Genomic DNA, 16,955 nt, shown 5'->3' with positions numbered 1-16,955 from the left:
ATGTCATTGACCGACATCGTCATCGCCCTCTGCATCGCTGCCCTTCTGTTATTGGCTATTTACGTTGAAGCCGTGCTGCCACGTCGTCATGGCCCTGCGCTTTTACGTGTCCCGCTCCAACGCCAACACAAAGCAGACAGCCTCATTTTTATTGGCTTACTGCTCATTCTGTTGTGGAACAATCTGACCCATCAGGGGCCGAAACTCACGACCACGCTTTTGATGGTGCTGTGCTTTTTATCGTTCTGGCTTTTCTGGGTGCGCCGCCCCAAATTGCTGATGAAAAGTCAGGGGCTGTTTTATGCCGGCAGATGGACAACGTATCCACAGATACAGAGCATCAATCTTTCCGAGGACGGTATTTTGGTGATGCAGCTTGAGCAGCGGCGGTTGCTTATCGCCGTGCAACAGCTTGACGATCTGGAACGCATTTACCAGACCCTGGTAGAGGCACGCTAATCGCGTTGCCACAGGGTGATCATAAAGTCTGCGTCGCAGGGAAACTGTGTACGTTCCGCTAAGCTCTGCCACACATCAGGTCGCGCGCGCCAGGCAAAGGGCGTCATCTGCAACAAGGTGGTGGCAGCCTGCCCGCTCAACGCCATTGGATACGTTAAACGATGCTGGGCGAGTTGACGAAATCCCTGGTAGCTTTTCTCTTCCGAGGCGTGGAGTTGAACGTCGCGGTATATCAGCGCCTTAAGCTGCTGAAGATGATGAGGCCCGGGCGTGACCGTGAGTAAAAAGCCTCCCGGTTTAATGACCCGGCTGAGCTCAGTCTCGTTACAGGGCGCATAAATGCGGACCACCGCATCCAGCGAAGCATCACCAAACGGCAGGCGGTGGCTTGATGCCACGCAAAATAAAACCTGGGCGTAACGCTTTGCCGCCAGCCTGACGGCCATCTTCGCCACATCCAGACCATAAACCTGGCCCTCAGGCGCGAGCTCGCTGGCCAGTGCGCCCGTGTAGTACCCTTCTCCACAGCCGATATCCAGAATCTGCGCAGCCGGTTGGTTCAGATGCTGGTTAAGGACAGCAACCACGTTGTCCCGCAAAGGCTGGTAGTGACCGGCCTGCAGAAACGCACGTCGCGCCTGCATCATGTCTGCACTGTCGCCCGGTTCACGTGAACCTTTATGTTGAACGGGCAGCAAATTGACGTAGCCCTCTTTCGCCTGATCGAACTGATGGCGATTTTCACAGCGCCAGCTGCGGTCAGTCAGGGTCAGGGGGAAGTGACAAAGTGGGCAGTTCAAAGACATCAGGCGCTCCGGCAAAGATTAACGCGCGGAAGTGTACTTGACGGGAAACAATAGCGAAAGCGTAAAAAAAGCCTCGGCCAGTTGGCCAAGGCTTTAATATCTGAGACTGTGGTGCATGGCACCCGTCTGAGGCGAAATCAGATAGCAGTAACGTTAACCGCTGCTGGGCCTTTCTGACCGTCCTGAATTTCGAACTCAACGTTTTGGCCTTCGGCCAGCGTTTTGAAGCCGTTGCCCTGAATAGCAGAGAAGTGTACGAATACATCTTTGCTACCGTCAGCTGGAGTGATAAAACCGAAGCCTTTAGACTCGTTGAACCACTTAACCTGACCTTTAATCTTTGCCATTTTACTAATTCCTTAAAGTGTTTATTTTGCCCGGAGGCTAACCTACAGATAAAACAGAGACATTACTGAATGAGGCACTGATTAAAGTTCGGCAAGGAAGCGGTATTCAACGTCAACGTCTTTACTCGTAACTTCTTTACTGAAGATGCCATACATAAACAGAACTGTACCTCGTTTAACCCACGAATTGTTATCACATATCCGCTAAATAATGGCAAGCCATTTTTATAAACACGGTCGGCGCTTTTCACATATTTGCAAGACAGCTCCCAGAGAATGTACTTTCTGGTACATAAGCCTGTGTACTGAACGCCACTAATAGTCACAACAACCCTATAATATAATGCTTTTCTGCCCAGACAGGGTGATATCTGACGCCGTCTCGGCCGTCCAGCCAGAGGGATAACATTAAAAAAATAACATTGCACTAATATGGCAAAGTTGCACCAAATAAAGGAGCCGATAAGTGAAGCGCGGGTAAACTATTGCAGCAGGCTTGTACAATAAATTCTATTTCGTACAAATATAAATTTTATTTCCAGTAAAATCATAAGTTGAGCGTTAACGCAATCACTTACAGCTTGCATGCAGGCGTTTTTTGAATTACGCCTGCCGGGGGCCGTGAAGGAATATTGATTTCAGCCAGAATCCCGTGGCGTCAGAAGGAAAGGTTATTACCTCGGACTACGCCTGGTCGATATAGCTCAGGCTGCGGCTCTCGCCTATCTGCCAGGGCGTAAAATGCCTGCTTGCTTCCCCACGTTGTTGTAAGACCCGCAGCAATTCTGCCGGGGGCGCATCCAGCGATTCATCAGCAAGTTCAAAGACGCCCCAGTGAACAGGGATCGTGAGAGGCTGCCCTATTGCATGCCAGAGCGACACCGCCTGTTGAGGATCCATATGTTGCCCCGCCATAAACCAGCGGGGTTCATAGGCACCGACGGGCAGCGCGGCAAGATTAAACGGCCCGAGACGCGCGGCAATTGCATGAAGGTTTTCAGTGTAGCCACTGTCCCCCGAGAACCAAAAGCGCAGCGACGCGGTGTGGATGACCCAGCCGCACCACAATGACCGGTTGCGGTCAGTTAACGTGCGCATACTCCAGTGGCGGGCCGGAACCGCATGAAACTGAATACCCTCGAAGGCTTTCTGCTGCCACCAGTCAAGCTGATGCACCTGCTTCACGCCACGGCGGTGACACCAGTCTGCCAGACCCAGCGGAACCACAAAAACCGCCTCTGGAAAGTGGCGTACGATCTGCTTGATGGTCGGCTTATCCAGATGATCGTAATGGCTGTGGGAGATCAACACGTAATCCAGATGTGGCAACTGGTCGATCGTCAGCGGCGAAGGGGTTTTGCGTTCCGGCCCCAGAAACGGCAATGGCGATGCCCGCCGGGAAAGTGCGGGGTCAATCAGAATATAGCGTTGATTCAGCCGCAACAGCAGCGCAGCATGGCCCAGCCACCAGATGCGATCGTCGTCACCGCTCAGGTCGACGGGTTGCCACCACTGCGCCCTAAAACCATCATAGCCCTGCTGAGGCGGATGCGGTAATCCCTGCGCTTTACGTTCCTTACGCCAGCGCTTCAGGTCACCCTGTTGGCGCATATCAGGTTCAGGGTTGCGAAACCCCTCCGGCGTATGATGGGGTTTACTGCTGTCATACCAGGGATTTTTCCAGGCCATCCGGCCTCCATGCAGGATTTAACGTTCCGGGATCAGGCGAATAAAATCATTGCTTTCCGCCTGCTCTTCCGCTTTTTGCTCGGCGGCACCCGTTTGCTTCTCGATCAGCCGCTTAAGCAGCGCGTTTTGTTTCTTTTGCTCTTCTAACAGTGACGCCAGCAACGCAATCTGTTCATTTGCCCGAACGCTGGCGCGGTTAACATAGAACCATAGCATCAATGCCACAATCAGCACGATTCCCATCACGCCAAAGCTGACCACAGGACCCGCATTAGCGGCTAACTCATTCATAACTGCCTCAAGATACCAGGTGAAATCACAATAAAGGGGACGACCCGCCATTCTACCCTGTGGCGCAGTAAAAGATAATGGTGACGTAAATGATGTGTATCAATCTGCTTCTTTCAGTTATCTCTGATCGCATCCCTTTTAAAAGCGAGGCATGCTGCCCCTGTACATCATGTTAAGCAGCAGTCACTGGAACACTGCGTTGGGTATCATAAGGAGATACAATGAAACTGTTCATTCGGGCAATTGTTGTTGTGGGAATCATCTGGCTGGCCATGCTGTTTACCGGATATGGCGTGCTGGCCGGAAGTAACAAGAATGCCGCAGGTCTGGGCCTGAAGTGTAACTACCTGACCGCACGGGGCATGATCACGGCACAATATCTGCACACCGACAGCGGCGTCGTGGGCGTTACCGACTGCCCGCTGTTGAAAAAGAGTGGCGACGTGATTGATAACTGATCGCACTGAAGCGGGCCACGGCCCGCTTTTTCAGTTTAAAGGGTAATCGTGGTAACCAAGCTCAGCGGAAAGACGGCGTCCCGCCTCATGCAGCATTGCCACGTAAGTGTGCTTGTTCGATGCCGGGAAGCGCAGCGTAGGAAAAGAGATACTCAGCCCCGCGACGGCCACGCCGAAACGATCGAAAATGGGCACGGCGATGCAGCAAACGCCCTCTTCCTGCTCTTCATTATCCTCACCATAACCCTGCTTCCTGACCTGACTCAGGACGTCAATAAGCGCGCCGGCGTCAGAAAGCGTATTCGCGGTATTAATGGTAAAGGTTATCCGCTGCAAAATGTCGTTAATGTCTTCCCGACTGCGCCACGCCAGTAACACTTTACCCAGCGCGGTTGAGTGCAGCGGATTGCGGCGGCCAATACGTGACGACATGCGCAGGTTATACAGCGAATCGATCTTATGGACATAGACAATACTGTCCTCGTCCAGCGCGCCCAGATGGATCGTTTCTTTGGTTAACCGGGACAGTTCACGCATCTGCACATCGGCACTGCGGATCAGGTCAATGTTCTGCAGCGCTTTCGATCCCACCTCAAACAGTTTTAACGTCAGTGAGTATTTTTCGCTTTCCCCTTCCTGGGCGACATAGCCCAGTGATTTCATGGTTTGCAGGAAACGGTAAACGGTGCTTTTAGACATCATCAGCCGCTGAGCCAGTTCGGTAATGCCGTGATCGCGCTCTTCGCTTAAGGCCTGCAAAATGCCAAACACCTTTTGCACCGAAGAGACAGAATCAGGTTGTTTGTCCTTTGAATCAGGAACCATTGCTCACCTTGAATACGTGTTTCAAAAAAAACGGAACGGGGTTGCAGTATAGATTGCGGCGCCTCGCTCCGGCAAACTTTCAAGGTCTGTAACATCTGTAAAATATATTTTTCATTCCGGCGCGGTGCATTTTGTCCGCCAATTGATTAGCATGATGATATTCACACTCTTTAATATTAGCCTCTATGTCACTCTCTTCTTCTGACGGCGGACTTCCTGTGCCACAACGGTACTGGGCTATTCTGACAATCGCCATTGGCCTCATCATGGCGGTGTTAGACGGCTCAATTGCCAATGTGGCTCTCCCAACCATTTCACGTGAGCTGCAGGCCAGCCCGGCCCAGTCGGTCTGGGTCATTAACGCCTATCAGATCGCGATTGTGGCTTCACTGCTGTCGCTGTCCTTTTTAGGCGATATCGTTGGATACCGCCGCGTTTATCAGTTCGGCCTGGTGGTCTTTGCCGCGACATCGGTGTTCTGCGCGCTGTCATCCACGCTGACGATGCTGACCGTTGCGCGTGTCTTGCAGGGGCTTGGCGGTGCTGCGGTCATGAGCGTTAATACAGCGCTGATACGCATTATCTATCCTCCTCGCTATCTGGGTCGGGGCATTGCCATCAATGCACTGCTGGTGGCGATCTCAACCGCTGCCGGTCCCACCGTCGCGGCAGCCATTCTTTCTGTTGCCAGCTGGCGTTGGTTATTTCTGATTAACCTGCCGCTGGGTGCAGTGACACTCTGGTTGGCGTTGCGTTATCTGCCCGATAACCCACAACGGGCAAAAACCCAGAAGTTCGATATCACCAGTGCGGTGATGAATGCGCTTTTTTTCGGGCTGTTGATTTCGGCTCTGGGGGGATTTGCGCAGGGACAGCCCCACTGGCTGATCGCCAGCGAAATTGTGGTGATCATCCTGGTCGGTTATTTCTTTATCCGTCGTCAGTTAAGGATGGAGGTGCCGCTGCTGCCGGTTGACTTGCTGCGTATTCCCATTTTCGCACTGTCGATCTGCACTTCCGTCTGCTCTTTCTGTGCACAAATGCTGGCGATGGTCTCTCTGCCTTTTTATCTGCAAAGCGTACTGGGTCGCGATGAAGTCGCAACAGGCCTGCTGCTGACGCCCTGGCCTCTTGCTACCATGCTGCTTTCACCCATTGCGGGCCGCCTGATTGAGCGGGTCCATGCCGGTCTGCTCGGCGGCATTGGTCTGGCACTGTTTGCCAGCGGGCTGTTCCTGCTGGCCCGGCTGCCTGCCCAACCTGACGACATGGATATTATCTGGCGCATGATGCTGTGCGGAGCCGGTTTTGGCCTGTTTCAGTCGCCAAACAACCATACAATCGTCACTGCTGCGCCGCGCAACCGCAGCGGCGGTGCCAGCGGTATGTTAGGCACGGCGCGATTACTGGGCCAGAGCAGCGGCGCGGCGCTGGTCGCGCTGATGTTCAATCTGATGGGAAATGGCGGAACCCATGCCTCGCTGTTATTAGCGGGAGGATTCTCTACCGTCGCCGCCCTTCTCAGCCTGTCACGAATGAAAGCCTGAGTTCAGCGATAAAAAAAGGCGACGTTGCCGTCGCCTTTTTCGTGAGGGTTACTTCAGGTATTCACCGCTGCGCAGCGCTTCGATTCGTTTATCTAACGGTGGATGCGACATAAAGAGTTCGCTAAATGATTTTCCTTTTCCGTTAATACAAAACGCCATCATGCTGCTGGGTTCCTGCGGCTCATAGCTGGTTTTCAGACGCTGCAAAGCCGCAATCATTTTTTCGCGCCCCACCAGTTTGGCCGAGCCGGCATCGGCATGGAATTCACGATGACGTGAAAACCACATTGTGATGATGCTGGCCAGAATACCGAATACCAGTTCAAGCACCATCGAGACAGCAAAGTAGACCAGCGGATTTCCGTTGCTGCTCTCCTCGCCATCACGGTTGCCGGACATAAAGCCCGCCGCAATCTGTGCCAGGATACGCGACACAAAGATAACAAAGGTGTTCACCACACCCTGAATCAGCGTCATGGTGATCATGTCGCCATTCGCAATGTGCGCCACCTCGTGCGCCAGCACCGCCTCAGCTTCATCACGACTCATGTTTTGTAGCAGGCCAGTAGAAACCGCCACCAGCGAGGCATTACGGCGCGCACCGGTTGCAAACGCGTTGATATCCGGCGCGTGATAGATAGCGACCTGGGGCATAGCAATACCGACCTGCTGTGCCTGTCGGCCAATCGTGTCAATTAACCAGCGCTCAGTTTCGTTGCGCGGTTGCTCAATCACTTCACCGCCAACTGAACGTAGCGCCATCCACTTCGACATCAGCAGTGAGACAAACGCACCGCCGAAGCCAAACAAGCCTGCCATTATCATCAGGCCCTGAACACTGCTTGACTGGATTCCTGTCAGGCTGAGAATCAGCCCGAATACCAACATCACAGCCAGGTTGGTCAGCAGGAAAAGAGCAATACGCATCATAACGGTTAATCTTCCTCAGTAGTTCATGCGCTCATGCGCGGATACATATCCTATGAGCATTGTGCGGGTTTTCAAGCGACCTTAACGTTTAAGTGTCTAAAAAGACATAACTTTACAATATGACACAACCTTTCGCGCAACCTCTCGGAAACCGCTCAGACGAACACATTAACGACGCTTATCACTGCCAAATTAATGATAAAAAAAAGCACCGCGCTGGGCGGTGCTTGGGTAACCCGGGTTATGCCGTTAGTTAGTTTTGGCTGCCGGTGCCTCAGGTGAGGATTTTTCCAGCTGCGCCAGGTCATTGGCAATTTTTACCGTTTCATCCAGATAAGGATCGGGCTCTTTATAGTCTTTCGGCAAATCATCAAGGCTCTTCAGCGGCTTTTTACCTTCAGCCTGATAGCGCGCGTTAATGCGTTCCAGACGTAGCGCATCTTCCTCGTGGTTCTCTTTCTCGCGCTGGGCAAGATTGAGCGACACAATGTTGCGCTTGTCTTTCATGGCGTTAAAACGGGCGATGTCCTTCATGATGTACTGGAACTCGCGATCCTTAGCGATGCGCTCATCGTGCTCTTTGGTCAGCTGTGGCGCCAGCGCCTTGACATCACCTGTGCGGGTGTAGGTCGCGGCCGTAATGCTGTCCCACGGTAACGCATTGTCCTCGAACTTCTCGCCCGTTTCCGCCGCTTCAACACCGGTTGGCATCAACAGGTCCGGCGTCACGCCTTTGCGCTGCGTACTGCCGCCATTGATACGATAAAACTTCTGAATCGTATACTGCACCGAACCCAGCGCAGGCCATTCCGGACGCAGCATCTGATCGTAAATGCGGTTCAGTGACCGGTACTGTTGAACGGTGCCTTTACCAAAGGTGGGCTCGCCGACGATCAGCGCACGACCATAATCCTGCATTGCCGCTGCAAAAATTTCTGATGCAGAAGCACTGAAGCGGTCAACCAGCACCACCAGCGGGCCTTTGTAATAAACGATGCCGTCGTTGTCGCTATCCTGACGCACGTGGCCATTGTTATCACGGACCTGAACAACCGGGCCACTTGGAATAAACAAGCCAGAAAGCGAAACCGCCTCGGTCAGTGCGCCGCCGCCGTTGGTGCGCAGATCGATGACGATGCTGTCAACGTTCTGCTTTTGCAGCTTCTGCAACTGCACTTTGACATCATCGGTCAGGCCAACGTAGAAGCCAGGAATATCGAGCACGCCGACTTTTTCTTTACCGACAGTGTGAATGCTCATTTTAACCGCGCGATCTTCCAGACGGATTTTCTCACGCGTTAAGGTCACAATACGGGTCTTAGTGCCTTTGCCAGCAGGCAGAATCTCAAGGCGAACCTTGCTGCCTTTCGGCCCTTTGATTTTGGCGACCACATCATCCAGGCGCCAGCCGATAACGTCTTCCATTGGCTTGCCAGGCTCACCGACGCCGACGATGCGGTCGCCAACGGTGATCGCTTTACTTTTCGCCGCCGGACCACCGGCCACCATAGAGTTGATAACGGTATAGTCATCATCCATCTGCAACACGGCACCAATCCCTTCGAGCGACAGGCTCATTTCGGTGTTGAACTGCTCCGTATTACGCGGTGAAAGGTAGTTGGTATGCGGATCGATTTCGTGGGCAAAAGCGTTCATTGCCAGCTGGAATACATCTTCACTGTTGCTTTGCGCCAGACGACGGATGGCAAAGTTATAACGTTTGGTCAGCACTTCACGGATTTCTTTTTCGTCTTTACCGGCGAGTTTAAGGCTCAGCTCATCGTATTTGACCTTGGCGTCCCACAGCGCATTCAACTCACTCTGGTCTTTCGGCCAAGGCGCTTTAGAACGGTCAATATCGATGGTGTCATTGCCGGTAAAGTTCATCGGACGCGCCAGCACCGTAAGCGCATACTGATAGCGCTCAAAGCGGCGTTTTTGCGCCAGATTATAAAGATCGTAAAAAATATCCAGCTTACCGCTACGCAGCTCATCACCCAGTTGGGTCTTCTTGCTGGCAAACTGTGCAACGTCCGACGCCAGCAACACGTTGTGGCTGTAGTCGAGCATATTGAGATAGCGGTCAAAAATCTTGGCCGAGAAGGCGCCGTCAAGATCGAACTGACGATAGTGAGAACGGGTAAAACGCGACGTCACGCGCTCGCTTACCGTCGCATCCTGCGGATCTTCATGCAGCTGTGGAATTTGATCGGCACGTGTAATGTTCTCGGCCGCAAAGGAAGGGCCTGACAACAGCAGGCCCGCAATCAATCCAACTTTTAAAAGGGTGTTCATGCCGGGGTCAGCCTCCGTTTCAGAACTGCAAATGTTCTGCGCGCACAATCATTGCCATGCCGGAAGCGAGCTGTACCCGGACGCCGTCTTTCGACACTTCCAGAACGGTTGCGTCCATCGCACTTTTGCCTGCTTTAACTTTAATACTCTGGCCGGGTTGCAAAGTTGAGGTATCAGTGATGGGTTTAGCCTGCTGCTCCGGGCGTGGTGCCGGTTTGCGATTCTGCGATGCAGTAGGACGCTCAGCAGACTGTGGACGCGGCTTACGCGCGGCCTCACCTTCTGCCGGTTTACGCGGAGCAGGCTTGCGTGGGCGACGTGGTGCGCTGGCACCCTCTTCGCCTTCACCGGCTTCGCGACGAGCGGCTCGCTGCTGGTCGCGCTGTGCCTGAACACGCGCTTTGGCATCTTCGAGTTGCTTACGGGCATGCTCCACGTGCTGCTCATCAAGAACACCACAGGGGTTTCCATCGAGATCCACACGGGTGGCACCCGCTTTGATACCGTACAGATAGCGCCAGCTAGAGGTATAAAGACGCAAGGCCGAACGCAACTGCGTCTTGCTCAGGTTCATTTCGCCCTGAACGCGCTCTACCAGATCCTGAAAGATACCGATTTTGAGCGGACGCGCTTCGCCTTCAGCGCTAAAGCAGTGCGGAAAGCGCTCCGCCAGAAAGCTAATGACTTCTTTACTGCTATTCAACTTAGGTTGATTTTCCATGAAATTTCCTGATTACTACGGGTTTGCCGACCAGAGCAGGCATGAACAGGCGACATTATAATGACAACATCGCCAAATGCCATGCAATCCAGTCGATTAGCTACGCGTCAGCTGCAAATATTTTTCTAAGTCACTGTTCGCGAGCACGTCGCAAAGCCCGTTAGTCAAGGCGACCAGCCCTTTTTCATCTTCACTATCAAAGCGATTGTATTCCACACTGTCGATATCCAGTACGCCGACAACCTGACCGTTTATTTTCAGAGGAATCACAATTTCTGCATTACTGGCGGCATCGCAGGCGATATGGCCAGGGAAAGCATGGACATCATCAACACGCTGCACCTGTTGTTGCGCCAGTGCGGTGCCGCAAACCCCTTTGCCCACGGGAATGCGCACGCAGGCGATTTTCCCCTGGAACGGGCCCAGAACCAGCGTATCGGCTTCCGTTAGCAGGTAGAAACCTGCCCAGTTCACGCCTTCGAGACGTTCATACAACAGCGCGCTAAAATTACCCATTGCAGCGAGGAACGCCGTTTCTCCCGCCAGTAAGGCGCGCATATCGCGATCTAAATCGGCGTAAAAGGCAGTTTTGTTCATTATTCAACCGTTACCAGTGACATCCGAGCGGCTAACCACTCCGCTTGTTAAAAATAAGCACTAAAAATCCATAGCCATAAGGTGAATCATAGCGTTAGTTACTATAACCTTAACATTCTGTGGATCGAAGCGTGATACCCGAGACAGGTACCCAGGCGATGTCTTACTGACCCTTTGCGTTAATCACAATAAGCGAAACATGCACTAATTTATGAAAATTCACGCTATCAGCCAGACATTGCCTCAGGCACGTTATCAGCGTTGTCCGCAATGCGATACCCTTTTTTCCTTACCAGATGTGAAATCGTATCAGTCAGCCCACTGTCCCCGCTGCAACGCGCAAATTGTGAGCGGCCGCGACTGGTCAATGACACGTCTGCTGGCGATGGCGGCCACGATGCTGGTGCTGATGCCTTTTGCTTTTAGCATGCCGCTTATCGACATTCGCCTGCTGGGCATGCGCATTGACGCCAGCGTACTGGAAGGTATCGTTCAGATGACGCTACAGGGCAATGTCCTGACCGCCTCGATGGTGGCGTTCTGTACTATCGGCGCGCCGGTGACGCTGGTGGCAGGCATTGGCTATCTGGCCCTGGGTGAGCGTTTAGGGATGAATCTGCGCCCGGTGCTGCTGATGCTCGATAAGCTCAAAGAGTGGGTGATGCTGGATATTTTTTTGATTGGCATCGCCGTCGCCTCCATAAAAGTCCAGGATTACGCCGACCTCGAATTAGGCTATGGGCTGGTCGCCTATGTGGCGCTAACCGTGCTGAGCGTCATTACGTTGATTCATCTGAACATGGAGCAGCTTTGGGAGCACTTTTATCCCCAGTCGCACCAGGTGACGCGGCGTGACGATCTTCAGGTCTGCCTTAACTGCCACTACACCGATATTCCTGACGCCCGCGGCCGCTGCGCGCGCTGTCATACGCCGCTTGATTTTCGGCGCCGCCACAGCTTACAAAAGTCCTGGGCCGCCCTTATCGCGTCAATTGTGCTGCTGATTCCCGCCAATCTGTTGCCGATTTCGGTGGTGTACCTGAACGGATCGCGCCGTGAAGACACGATCTTCTCCGGCATCCTGTCTCTGGCATCCGGTAACGTGCCCGTCGCAGCCGTGGTGTTTATCGCCAGTATTCTGGTTCCCTTCACCAAAGTGCTGGTGATGCTGGCGCTGCTGCTCAGTATCCATTTCCGCTGCGAACAGGGCCTGAAAACCCGCATTCGTCTGCTACGTTTTGTGACCTGGGTTGGACGCTGGTCTATGCTGGATCTGTTTGTCATTTCACTAACCATGTCGTTGGTCAATCGCGATCAACTACTGGCTTTTACCATGGGACCCGCTGCGTTTTATTTTGGCGCGGCAGTGATCCTGACCATTATGGCCGTTGAGTGGCTGGATAGCCGCCTGCTCTGGGATGCACATGCAACAGGAAACGCCGACTACACCGACTAATGCTACGCTGCGCAACAAGCGTAAAATTTCACCTTTTTGGCTTCTGCCCATTATCGCAATGCTGATTGCGGGCTGGCTGCTTTGGACCAATTTTCAAGAGCGCGGCACGACCATCACCATCAATTTCCAGACGGCCGATGGCATCGTGCCCGGCCGCACGCCTATCCGCTATCAGGGCGTGGAAGTCGGTACTGTGCAGGGCATCAATCTTAGCGACGACTACAAAAAGATTCAGATCAAGGCCAGCATTAAGAGCGACATGCGCGATGCGCTGCGTGAAAATACGCAGTTCTGGCTGGTCACGCCAAAAGCCTCACTGGCGGGGGTTTCCGGTCTGGATGCGCTGGTGGGGGGGAACTACATCGGCATGATGCCAGGCGATGGTAAAGAAAGTGACACCTTTACCGCGCTGGATACCCAACCGAAATACCGCGTGAATACCGGTGAGCTCATGATTCACCTGCATTCATCCGACCTCGGCTCGTTGAACACCGGCTCGTTAGTGTATTACCGCAAAATCCCGGTGGGCCGTGTCTACGATTACAGCATTAACAATCAGAACAACGGCGTGTCGATTGACGTCCTGATTGAGCGGCGCTTCGTGAACCTGGTGAAAACCAGCAGCCGCTTCTGGAATGTGTCAGGAATGAATGCAGACGTCAGCCTGAGCGGGGCCAGAGTACAGCTAGAAAGCCTGTCAGCCTTAGTCAACGGCGCTATCGCCTTTGACTCGCCTGAGGGCGCGGAAGCCGCCAAAACCGATCAGAACTATCAGCTCTATCCCGACCTGGCTCACAGCCAGCGTGGCGTGCTGATATCGCTGGATCTGCCCAGCGGGGATAATCTCTCAGCCAACCGTACACCGCTGATGTATCAGGGCTTAGAAGTCGGCACCCTGACCAAGCTGAACCTGCAGGATGGCGGTAAAGTGACCGGTGAGATGACGATCGATCCCTCAGTCGTGGGGCTGATGCGTGAAGGCACGCGTATTGAGATGCGCAGCCCCAAACTCAGCCTCACGGATACCAGCCTGAGCAGCCTGCTGACCGGTAACACCTTTGAGCTGGTGCCTGGCGATGGTGCACCGCAGCAGCATTTTACGGTGGTCGCACCCAATAAAACGCTGCTGCAGCAACCCAATGTTCTCACCGTGAAACTGAGCGCCCCCGAAAGCTACGGCATCGATGCCGGCCAACCCCTGATGTTGCACGGACTAAAAATTGGTCAGGTAATTTCCCGGGATCTGGATGCAAACGGCGTTAATTTTGTTGTCGCGGTCAATCCTGACCAGCGCCAACTGGTCCACGGCGACAGTAAATTCATTGTGAACAGTCGCCTTGACGTGAAATTCGGCCTGGATGGCATGCAGGTGCTGGGCGCCAGCGCCCGCGAGTGGGTCGATGGCGGTATTCGTCTGGAGCCGGGTAAACAAGGCGCACCTAAGACGGCCTATCCCCTCTTTGCCGATGCTGAACGCGCGGAAGAAGGCATTACCGGCGATGGCCCATCCACCACGCTGATGCTGACGGCGAAAAGCCTGCCAGACGTTCAGGCCGGCTCAATTGTGCTCTATCGTAAATTCCAGGTCGGTGAAATTACGCAAGTCACCCCGCGCGCTGATGCGTTTGATATCGCGGTCCACATCAAACCGGAATACCGCAAACTGCTCTCTGCTGAAAGTGTGTTCTGGGCAGAAGGCGGCGCACGCGTTCAGCTTAACGGCAGTGGGTTAACCGTGCAGGCCTCGCCGCTAAACCGGGCGTTGAAAGGCGCCATTAGCTTCGACAACCTGACGGGCGCGAAAATTGATAAAGGCGCGAAGCGCGTGCTTTATCCGTCTGAAACGGCTGCACGGGCCGTGGGCAGCCAGATTACGTTACATACCTATGACGCCAGCAAGCTGTCCGCCGGCATGCCAATTCGTTACCTCGGTATCAACGTGGGACAAATCGAGTCGCTGTCGCTGAGCGATGACAACAATCAGGTGGTGGCGAAGGCCGTACTCTACCCTGAATATGTGCAGAGTTTTGCCCGCGTCGACAGCCGTTTCTCGGTGGTATCGCCAGAAATTTCTGCCGCAGGTGTAAATCATCTGGAAACGATCCTCCAGCCTTATGTCAACGTCGATCCGGGTAAAGGCCGTGGCGCGCGCACCTTTGAGCTGCAGGAAAGCACCATCACGGATTCACGTTACCTTAACGGCCTGAACATCTATGTGGATGCGACCGAAGCGGGTTCCCTGTCGCTGGGTACGCCGGTGCTGTTCCGCGGGGTAGAAGTGGGCACGGTGACCGGTACATCGCTGGGGAATATGGCAGACCGCGTACAAATCGCGCTGCGTATCAGTAAGAAATACCAGCACCTGGTCCGCAACAATTCGGTGTTCTGGCTGGCCTCGGGCTATAACCTGGACTTTGGCCTGATTGGCGGCGTGGTGAAAACCGGCACCTTCCAGCAGTTTATCCGTGGCGGTATTCAGTTTGCTACGCCGCCGACCGTGCCGCTGGCACCTCAGGCAACGTCAAACAAACACTTCCTGCTGCAGGATGAACCGCCTAAAGACTGGCGTAACTGGGGAACGGCGATCCCCGACCCGAATCAACCTTAAGCCATACGGGCAGCCCAGGCTGCCCGTTTTCTTTTGGCGTGCTACACTGCCGCCTTTGCCTCAAAGAGAACTTATCCGTGTCCGACTCCGCCTCACGCTTCCCTGCCGAATTCCTCGATCTGATACGCCAGAGCTTGCCCGATGATACTGACCTGCAGCAGTTTATTGACATCAGCCTGCAGCCATTACGTCGCAGCCTGCGCGTTAACACCTTAAAGATCGGCGTTAGTGACTTTCTGACACAAACCGCGCATTACGGCTGGCAGTTGACGCCGGTTCCCTGGTGTGCGGAAGGATTCTGGATAAATCGCGAGGACGAAAGCCTGCCGCTGGGCAGCGTTGCGGAGCATCTGAGCGGCCTGTTTTATATCCAGGAAGCCAGCTCAATGCTGCCGGTGACAGCACTGTTTGCGGCCCAGCCCGATGCCATGAGCGTCATGGATATGGCTGCTGCCCCCGGCTCCAAGACCACCCAGATTGCCGCCTGCATGCACAACCGGGGCGTTATTCTGGCCAACGAGTTTTCCGCCAGCCGGGTCAAAGTGCTTCATGCCAACATAACCCGTTGCGGCGTAACCAACAGCGCCCTGACCCACTTTGATGCTCGCGTCTTTGGGCCTGCGCTGCCGGAACAGTTTGATGCCATTTTGCTGGACGCGCCCTGTTCGGGTGAAGGCGTCATGCGTAAAGATGCTGATGCCCTGAAAAACTGGTCGCTGACCAGCACGCAGACTATCGCGCAGACTCAGCGCGACCTTATCGAAAGCGCGTTCCACGCCCTCAAGCCCGGCGGTAAGCTGGTTTACTCTACCTGCACACTTAATCAGATTGAGAACCAACAGGTTGTCGCCTGGCTGCTGGCGCGCTATCCGGACGCCGTTGAAATCGCCCCATTGAATGGGTTATTTGCCGGGGCGGAGCGGGCAGCGACGCCTGAAGGTTATCTTCACGTTTTCCCGCACCTGTTCGACAGCGAAGGGTTCTTTGTCGCCTGCTTGCGTAAAACCGCCTCTGTCACACGGCTACCTGAACCGACCTATAAAGTGGGTAAGCTGCCGTTCAGCCACGTCAGTCGCAAACTGGAAAGCGAGATTGTAGCGTCGGCGGCGCAGGTGGCGATTCAGTGGGATGACAACCTTCAGCTCTGGCAGCGCGATAAGGAGATCTGGCTGTTCCCGGCCGGTGTGACACCGCTGTTAGGTAAGGTCCGTTTCTCGCGGATTGGCCTGAAGCTGGCCGAAACCTTTGCGAAAGGCTATCGCTGGCAACACGAGGCCGTCATTGCCCTTGCCTCCCCGCGCCCCGATCAGACGTTTGCGCTAAACGAAGCTGAAGCTGAAGAGTGGTATCGCGGTCGCGATATTTATCCTGAAAGCGTCCCCACGCGGGATGAAATGATAGTGACCTATCAGGATCAGCCGCTCGGGCTGGCTAAACGTGTTGGCAGCCGTATTAAAAACAGCTATCCGCGCGAGTTGGTACGCGACGGCAGGCTGTTCCGGTAACTGCCCCACTCGCCCTTAGTGACACTGTCACGAAATCATTCCATTTTCACCTTGCAAAGGGGTGATTCGGGGAGGTAAGCGGGCACGACAGGCGGTAATGAGAACGGAAGAACGCCGGCAGAAGCCGGCGTTGTGATGTCATGACCTCAGGCGGGACGCGTTTTGGCAGGGTGCGTCAGCAGCTTAGCGGCAGGCCGGACAGGACGCCGGACCAGTTCACCGCCACAGTTCGGACACCGCCCTTTAAGGTGCTGCTCAGCGCAGGCGGCGCAAAACGTGCACTCGAACGAACAGATGCGCGCATCGTGGGATGCCGCAGGCAAATCAATATCACAGCGTTCACAGTTAGGGCGCAGTTCCAGCATGGCATCTTCCTCGGCGATTTCGGCTTTCAGCGTGACAAAACCCGCGCACCTTGTCG

At 54.2% G+C, this 16,955-nt stretch carries 16 protein-coding genes and 1 pseudogene; 6 read left to right on the top strand and 11 right to left on the bottom strand.

Features of this window, described 5'->3' with window-relative positions:
* Entirely contained in the window at nt 1-459 is a 459-nt protein-coding gene (locus NXS97_RS22990; RefSeq protein ID WP_014593854.1) for a DUF986 family protein, read from the top strand.
* Here NXS97_RS22990 and rlmA read toward each other — a convergent pair.
* From rlmA to NXS97_RS22965, 5 genes and pseudogenes are all read right to left on the bottom strand, one after another.
* A complete protein-coding gene (gene rlmA / locus NXS97_RS22985) occupies nt 456-1,265 on the bottom strand; it encodes a 23S rRNA (guanine(745)-N(1))-methyltransferase (protein WP_145031169.1) in 810 nt (269 codons plus the stop codon). The genes NXS97_RS22990 and rlmA overlap by 4 nt on opposite strands.
* A gap of 137 nt (nt 1,266-1,402) precedes the next feature.
* Complete coding sequence (gene cspE / locus NXS97_RS22980) at nt 1,403-1,612, bottom strand: transcription antiterminator/RNA stability regulator CspE (protein WP_001062678.1); 210 nt, start codon at nt 1,610-1,612, stop codon at nt 1,403-1,405.
* 37 nt (nt 1,613-1,649) lie between these two features.
* Nucleotides 1,650-1,768 (bottom strand): annotated as a pseudogene (locus NXS97_RS22975) (DUF2627 domain-containing protein).
* 528 nt (nt 1,769-2,296) lie between these two features.
* Nucleotides 2,297-3,301, bottom strand: coding sequence for an MBL fold metallo-hydrolase (locus NXS97_RS22970; protein ID WP_072138808.1), 1,005 nt, complete (start codon nt 3,299-3,301; stop codon nt 2,297-2,299).
* Nucleotides 3,302-3,319: 18 nt separating this feature from the next.
* The gene (locus tag NXS97_RS22965) at nt 3,320-3,592 is read right to left on the bottom strand and encodes a YebO family protein (protein ID WP_033765958.1); all 273 of its coding nucleotides are present in this window, start codon (nt 3,590-3,592) and stop codon (nt 3,320-3,322) included.
* A 221-nt stretch (nt 3,593-3,813) separates the two neighbouring features.
* Between NXS97_RS22965 and NXS97_RS22960 the strand changes: the two genes are divergently transcribed.
* A complete protein-coding gene (locus tag NXS97_RS22960) occupies nt 3,814-4,050 on the top strand; it encodes a YobH family protein (protein ID WP_013026030.1) in 237 nt (78 codons plus the stop codon).
* 30 nt (nt 4,051-4,080) lie between these two features.
* On the opposite strand, the gene kdgR is transcribed toward NXS97_RS22960, so the two are convergent.
* A complete protein-coding gene (kdgR, locus tag NXS97_RS22955) occupies nt 4,081-4,875 on the bottom strand; it encodes a DNA-binding transcriptional regulator KdgR (RefSeq protein ID WP_013026031.1) in 795 nt (264 codons plus the stop codon).
* A 185-nt stretch (nt 4,876-5,060) separates the two neighbouring features.
* Between kdgR and NXS97_RS22950 the strand changes: the two genes are divergently transcribed.
* Complete coding sequence (locus NXS97_RS22950; protein ID WP_013026032.1) at nt 5,061-6,422, top strand: MFS transporter; 1,362 nt, start codon at nt 5,061-5,063, stop codon at nt 6,420-6,422.
* A 48-nt stretch (nt 6,423-6,470) separates the two neighbouring features.
* Here the strand turns inward: NXS97_RS22950 and htpX are convergent, their stop codons facing one another.
* The 4 genes from htpX to NXS97_RS22930 all read right to left on the bottom strand — a co-directional run bounded on the left by htpX (nt 6,471) and on the right by NXS97_RS22930 (nt 10,965).
* Nucleotides 6,471-7,352, bottom strand: a complete 882-nt coding sequence (gene htpX / locus NXS97_RS22945) for a protease HtpX (protein WP_013026033.1) — start codon at nt 7,350-7,352, stop codon at nt 6,471-6,473.
* Between the two features lie 249 nt (nt 7,353-7,601).
* A complete protein-coding gene (gene prc / locus NXS97_RS22940) occupies nt 7,602-9,647 on the bottom strand; it encodes a carboxy terminal-processing peptidase (protein WP_014605697.1) in 2,046 nt (681 codons plus the stop codon).
* A gap of 19 nt (nt 9,648-9,666) precedes the next feature.
* Nucleotides 9,667-10,368 (bottom strand): RNA chaperone ProQ, encoded by a 702-nt coding sequence (gene proQ, locus NXS97_RS22935; protein ID WP_013026035.1) that lies wholly within the window; start codon nt 10,366-10,368, stop codon nt 9,667-9,669.
* Between the two features lie 96 nt (nt 10,369-10,464).
* Nucleotides 10,465-10,965: a GAF domain-containing protein gene (locus tag NXS97_RS22930; RefSeq protein ID WP_013026036.1), complete on the bottom strand. Its 501-nt coding sequence runs from the start codon at nt 10,963-10,965 to the stop codon at nt 10,465-10,467.
* Nucleotides 10,966-11,176: 211 nt separating this feature from the next.
* Between NXS97_RS22930 and yebS the strand changes: the two genes are divergently transcribed.
* The 3 genes from yebS to rsmF all read left to right on the top strand — a co-directional run bounded on the left by yebS (nt 11,177) and on the right by rsmF (nt 16,534).
* Nucleotides 11,177-12,421 carry a membrane integrity lipid transport subunit YebS gene (gene yebS, locus NXS97_RS22925; RefSeq protein WP_013026037.1) on the top strand — a complete coding sequence of 415 codons (1,245 nt, stop codon included), beginning with the start codon at nt 11,177-11,179 and terminating at the stop codon, nt 12,419-12,421.
* Nucleotides 12,390-15,029 (top strand): PqiB family protein, encoded by a 2,640-nt coding sequence (locus NXS97_RS22920; RefSeq protein WP_015700191.1) that lies wholly within the window; start codon nt 12,390-12,392, stop codon nt 15,027-15,029. The genes yebS and NXS97_RS22920 overlap by 32 nt, the downstream gene beginning before the upstream one ends.
* A 77-nt stretch (nt 15,030-15,106) precedes the next feature.
* Nucleotides 15,107-16,534: a 16S rRNA (cytosine(1407)-C(5))-methyltransferase RsmF gene (gene rsmF / locus NXS97_RS22915; protein ID WP_181416448.1), complete on the top strand. Its 1,428-nt coding sequence runs from the start codon at nt 15,107-15,109 to the stop codon at nt 16,532-16,534.
* A gap of 146 nt (nt 16,535-16,680) precedes the next feature.
* On the opposite strand, the gene NXS97_RS22910 is transcribed toward rsmF, so the two are convergent.
* Nucleotides 16,681-16,899 (bottom strand): DUF1272 domain-containing protein, encoded by a 219-nt coding sequence (locus NXS97_RS22910; RefSeq protein WP_013026040.1) that lies wholly within the window; start codon nt 16,897-16,899, stop codon nt 16,681-16,683.
* Nucleotides 16,900-16,955 lie beyond the last annotated feature (56 nt).

This window comes from Pantoea sp. B623, assembly GCF_024814475.1.
In the GTDB taxonomy this organism is placed as follows: Bacteria; Pseudomonadota; Gammaproteobacteria; order Enterobacterales; family Enterobacteriaceae; genus Pantoea; species Pantoea ananatis.
Note: the sequence above shows the minus strand (reverse complement) of the source record. Positions and strands in the feature narration are given on the sequence as shown.

Bases quoted from the DNA above. Each gene is read 5' to 3' on its own strand.
- kdgR (WP_013026031.1), bottom strand. From the start codon at position 4,875: ATGGTTCCTGATTCAAAGGACAAACAACCTGATTCTGTCTCTTCGGTG.
- NXS97_RS22965 (WP_033765958.1), bottom strand. From the start codon at position 3,592: ATGAATGAGTTAGCCGCTAATGCGGGTCCTGTGGTCAGCTTTGGCGTG.
- NXS97_RS22960 (WP_013026030.1), top strand. From the start codon at position 3,814: ATGAAACTGTTCATTCGGGCAATTGTTGTTGTGGGAATCATCTGGCTG.
- yebS (WP_013026037.1), top strand. From the start codon at position 11,177: ATGAAAATTCACGCTATCAGCCAGACATTGCCTCAGGCACGTTATCAG.
- htpX (WP_013026033.1), bottom strand. From the start codon at position 7,352: ATGATGCGTATTGCTCTTTTCCTGCTGACCAACCTGGCTGTGATGTTG.
- cspE (WP_001062678.1), bottom strand. From the start codon at position 1,612: ATGGCAAAGATTAAAGGTCAGGTTAAGTGGTTCAACGAGTCTAAAGGC.
- NXS97_RS22930 (WP_013026036.1), bottom strand. From the start codon at position 10,965: ATGAACAAAACTGCCTTTTACGCCGATTTAGATCGCGATATGCGCGCC.
- NXS97_RS22920 (WP_015700191.1), top strand. From the start codon at position 12,390: ATGCAACAGGAAACGCCGACTACACCGACTAATGCTACGCTGCGCAAC.
- NXS97_RS22910 (WP_013026040.1), bottom strand. From the start codon at position 16,899: ATGCTGGAACTGCGCCCTAACTGTGAACGCTGTGATATTGATTTGCCT.
- NXS97_RS22990 (WP_014593854.1), top strand. From the start codon at position 1: ATGTCATTGACCGACATCGTCATCGCCCTCTGCATCGCTGCCCTTCTG.
- rlmA (WP_145031169.1), bottom strand. From the start codon at position 1,265: ATGTCTTTGAACTGCCCACTTTGTCACTTCCCCCTGACCCTGACTGAC.
- NXS97_RS22970 (WP_072138808.1), bottom strand. From the start codon at position 3,301: ATGGCCTGGAAAAATCCCTGGTATGACAGCAGTAAACCCCATCATACG.
- prc (WP_014605697.1), bottom strand. From the start codon at position 9,647: ATGAACACCCTTTTAAAAGTTGGATTGATTGCGGGCCTGCTGTTGTCA.
- proQ (WP_013026035.1), bottom strand. From the start codon at position 10,368: ATGGAAAATCAACCTAAGTTGAATAGCAGTAAAGAAGTCATTAGCTTT.
- NXS97_RS22950 (WP_013026032.1), top strand. From the start codon at position 5,061: ATGTCACTCTCTTCTTCTGACGGCGGACTTCCTGTGCCACAACGGTAC.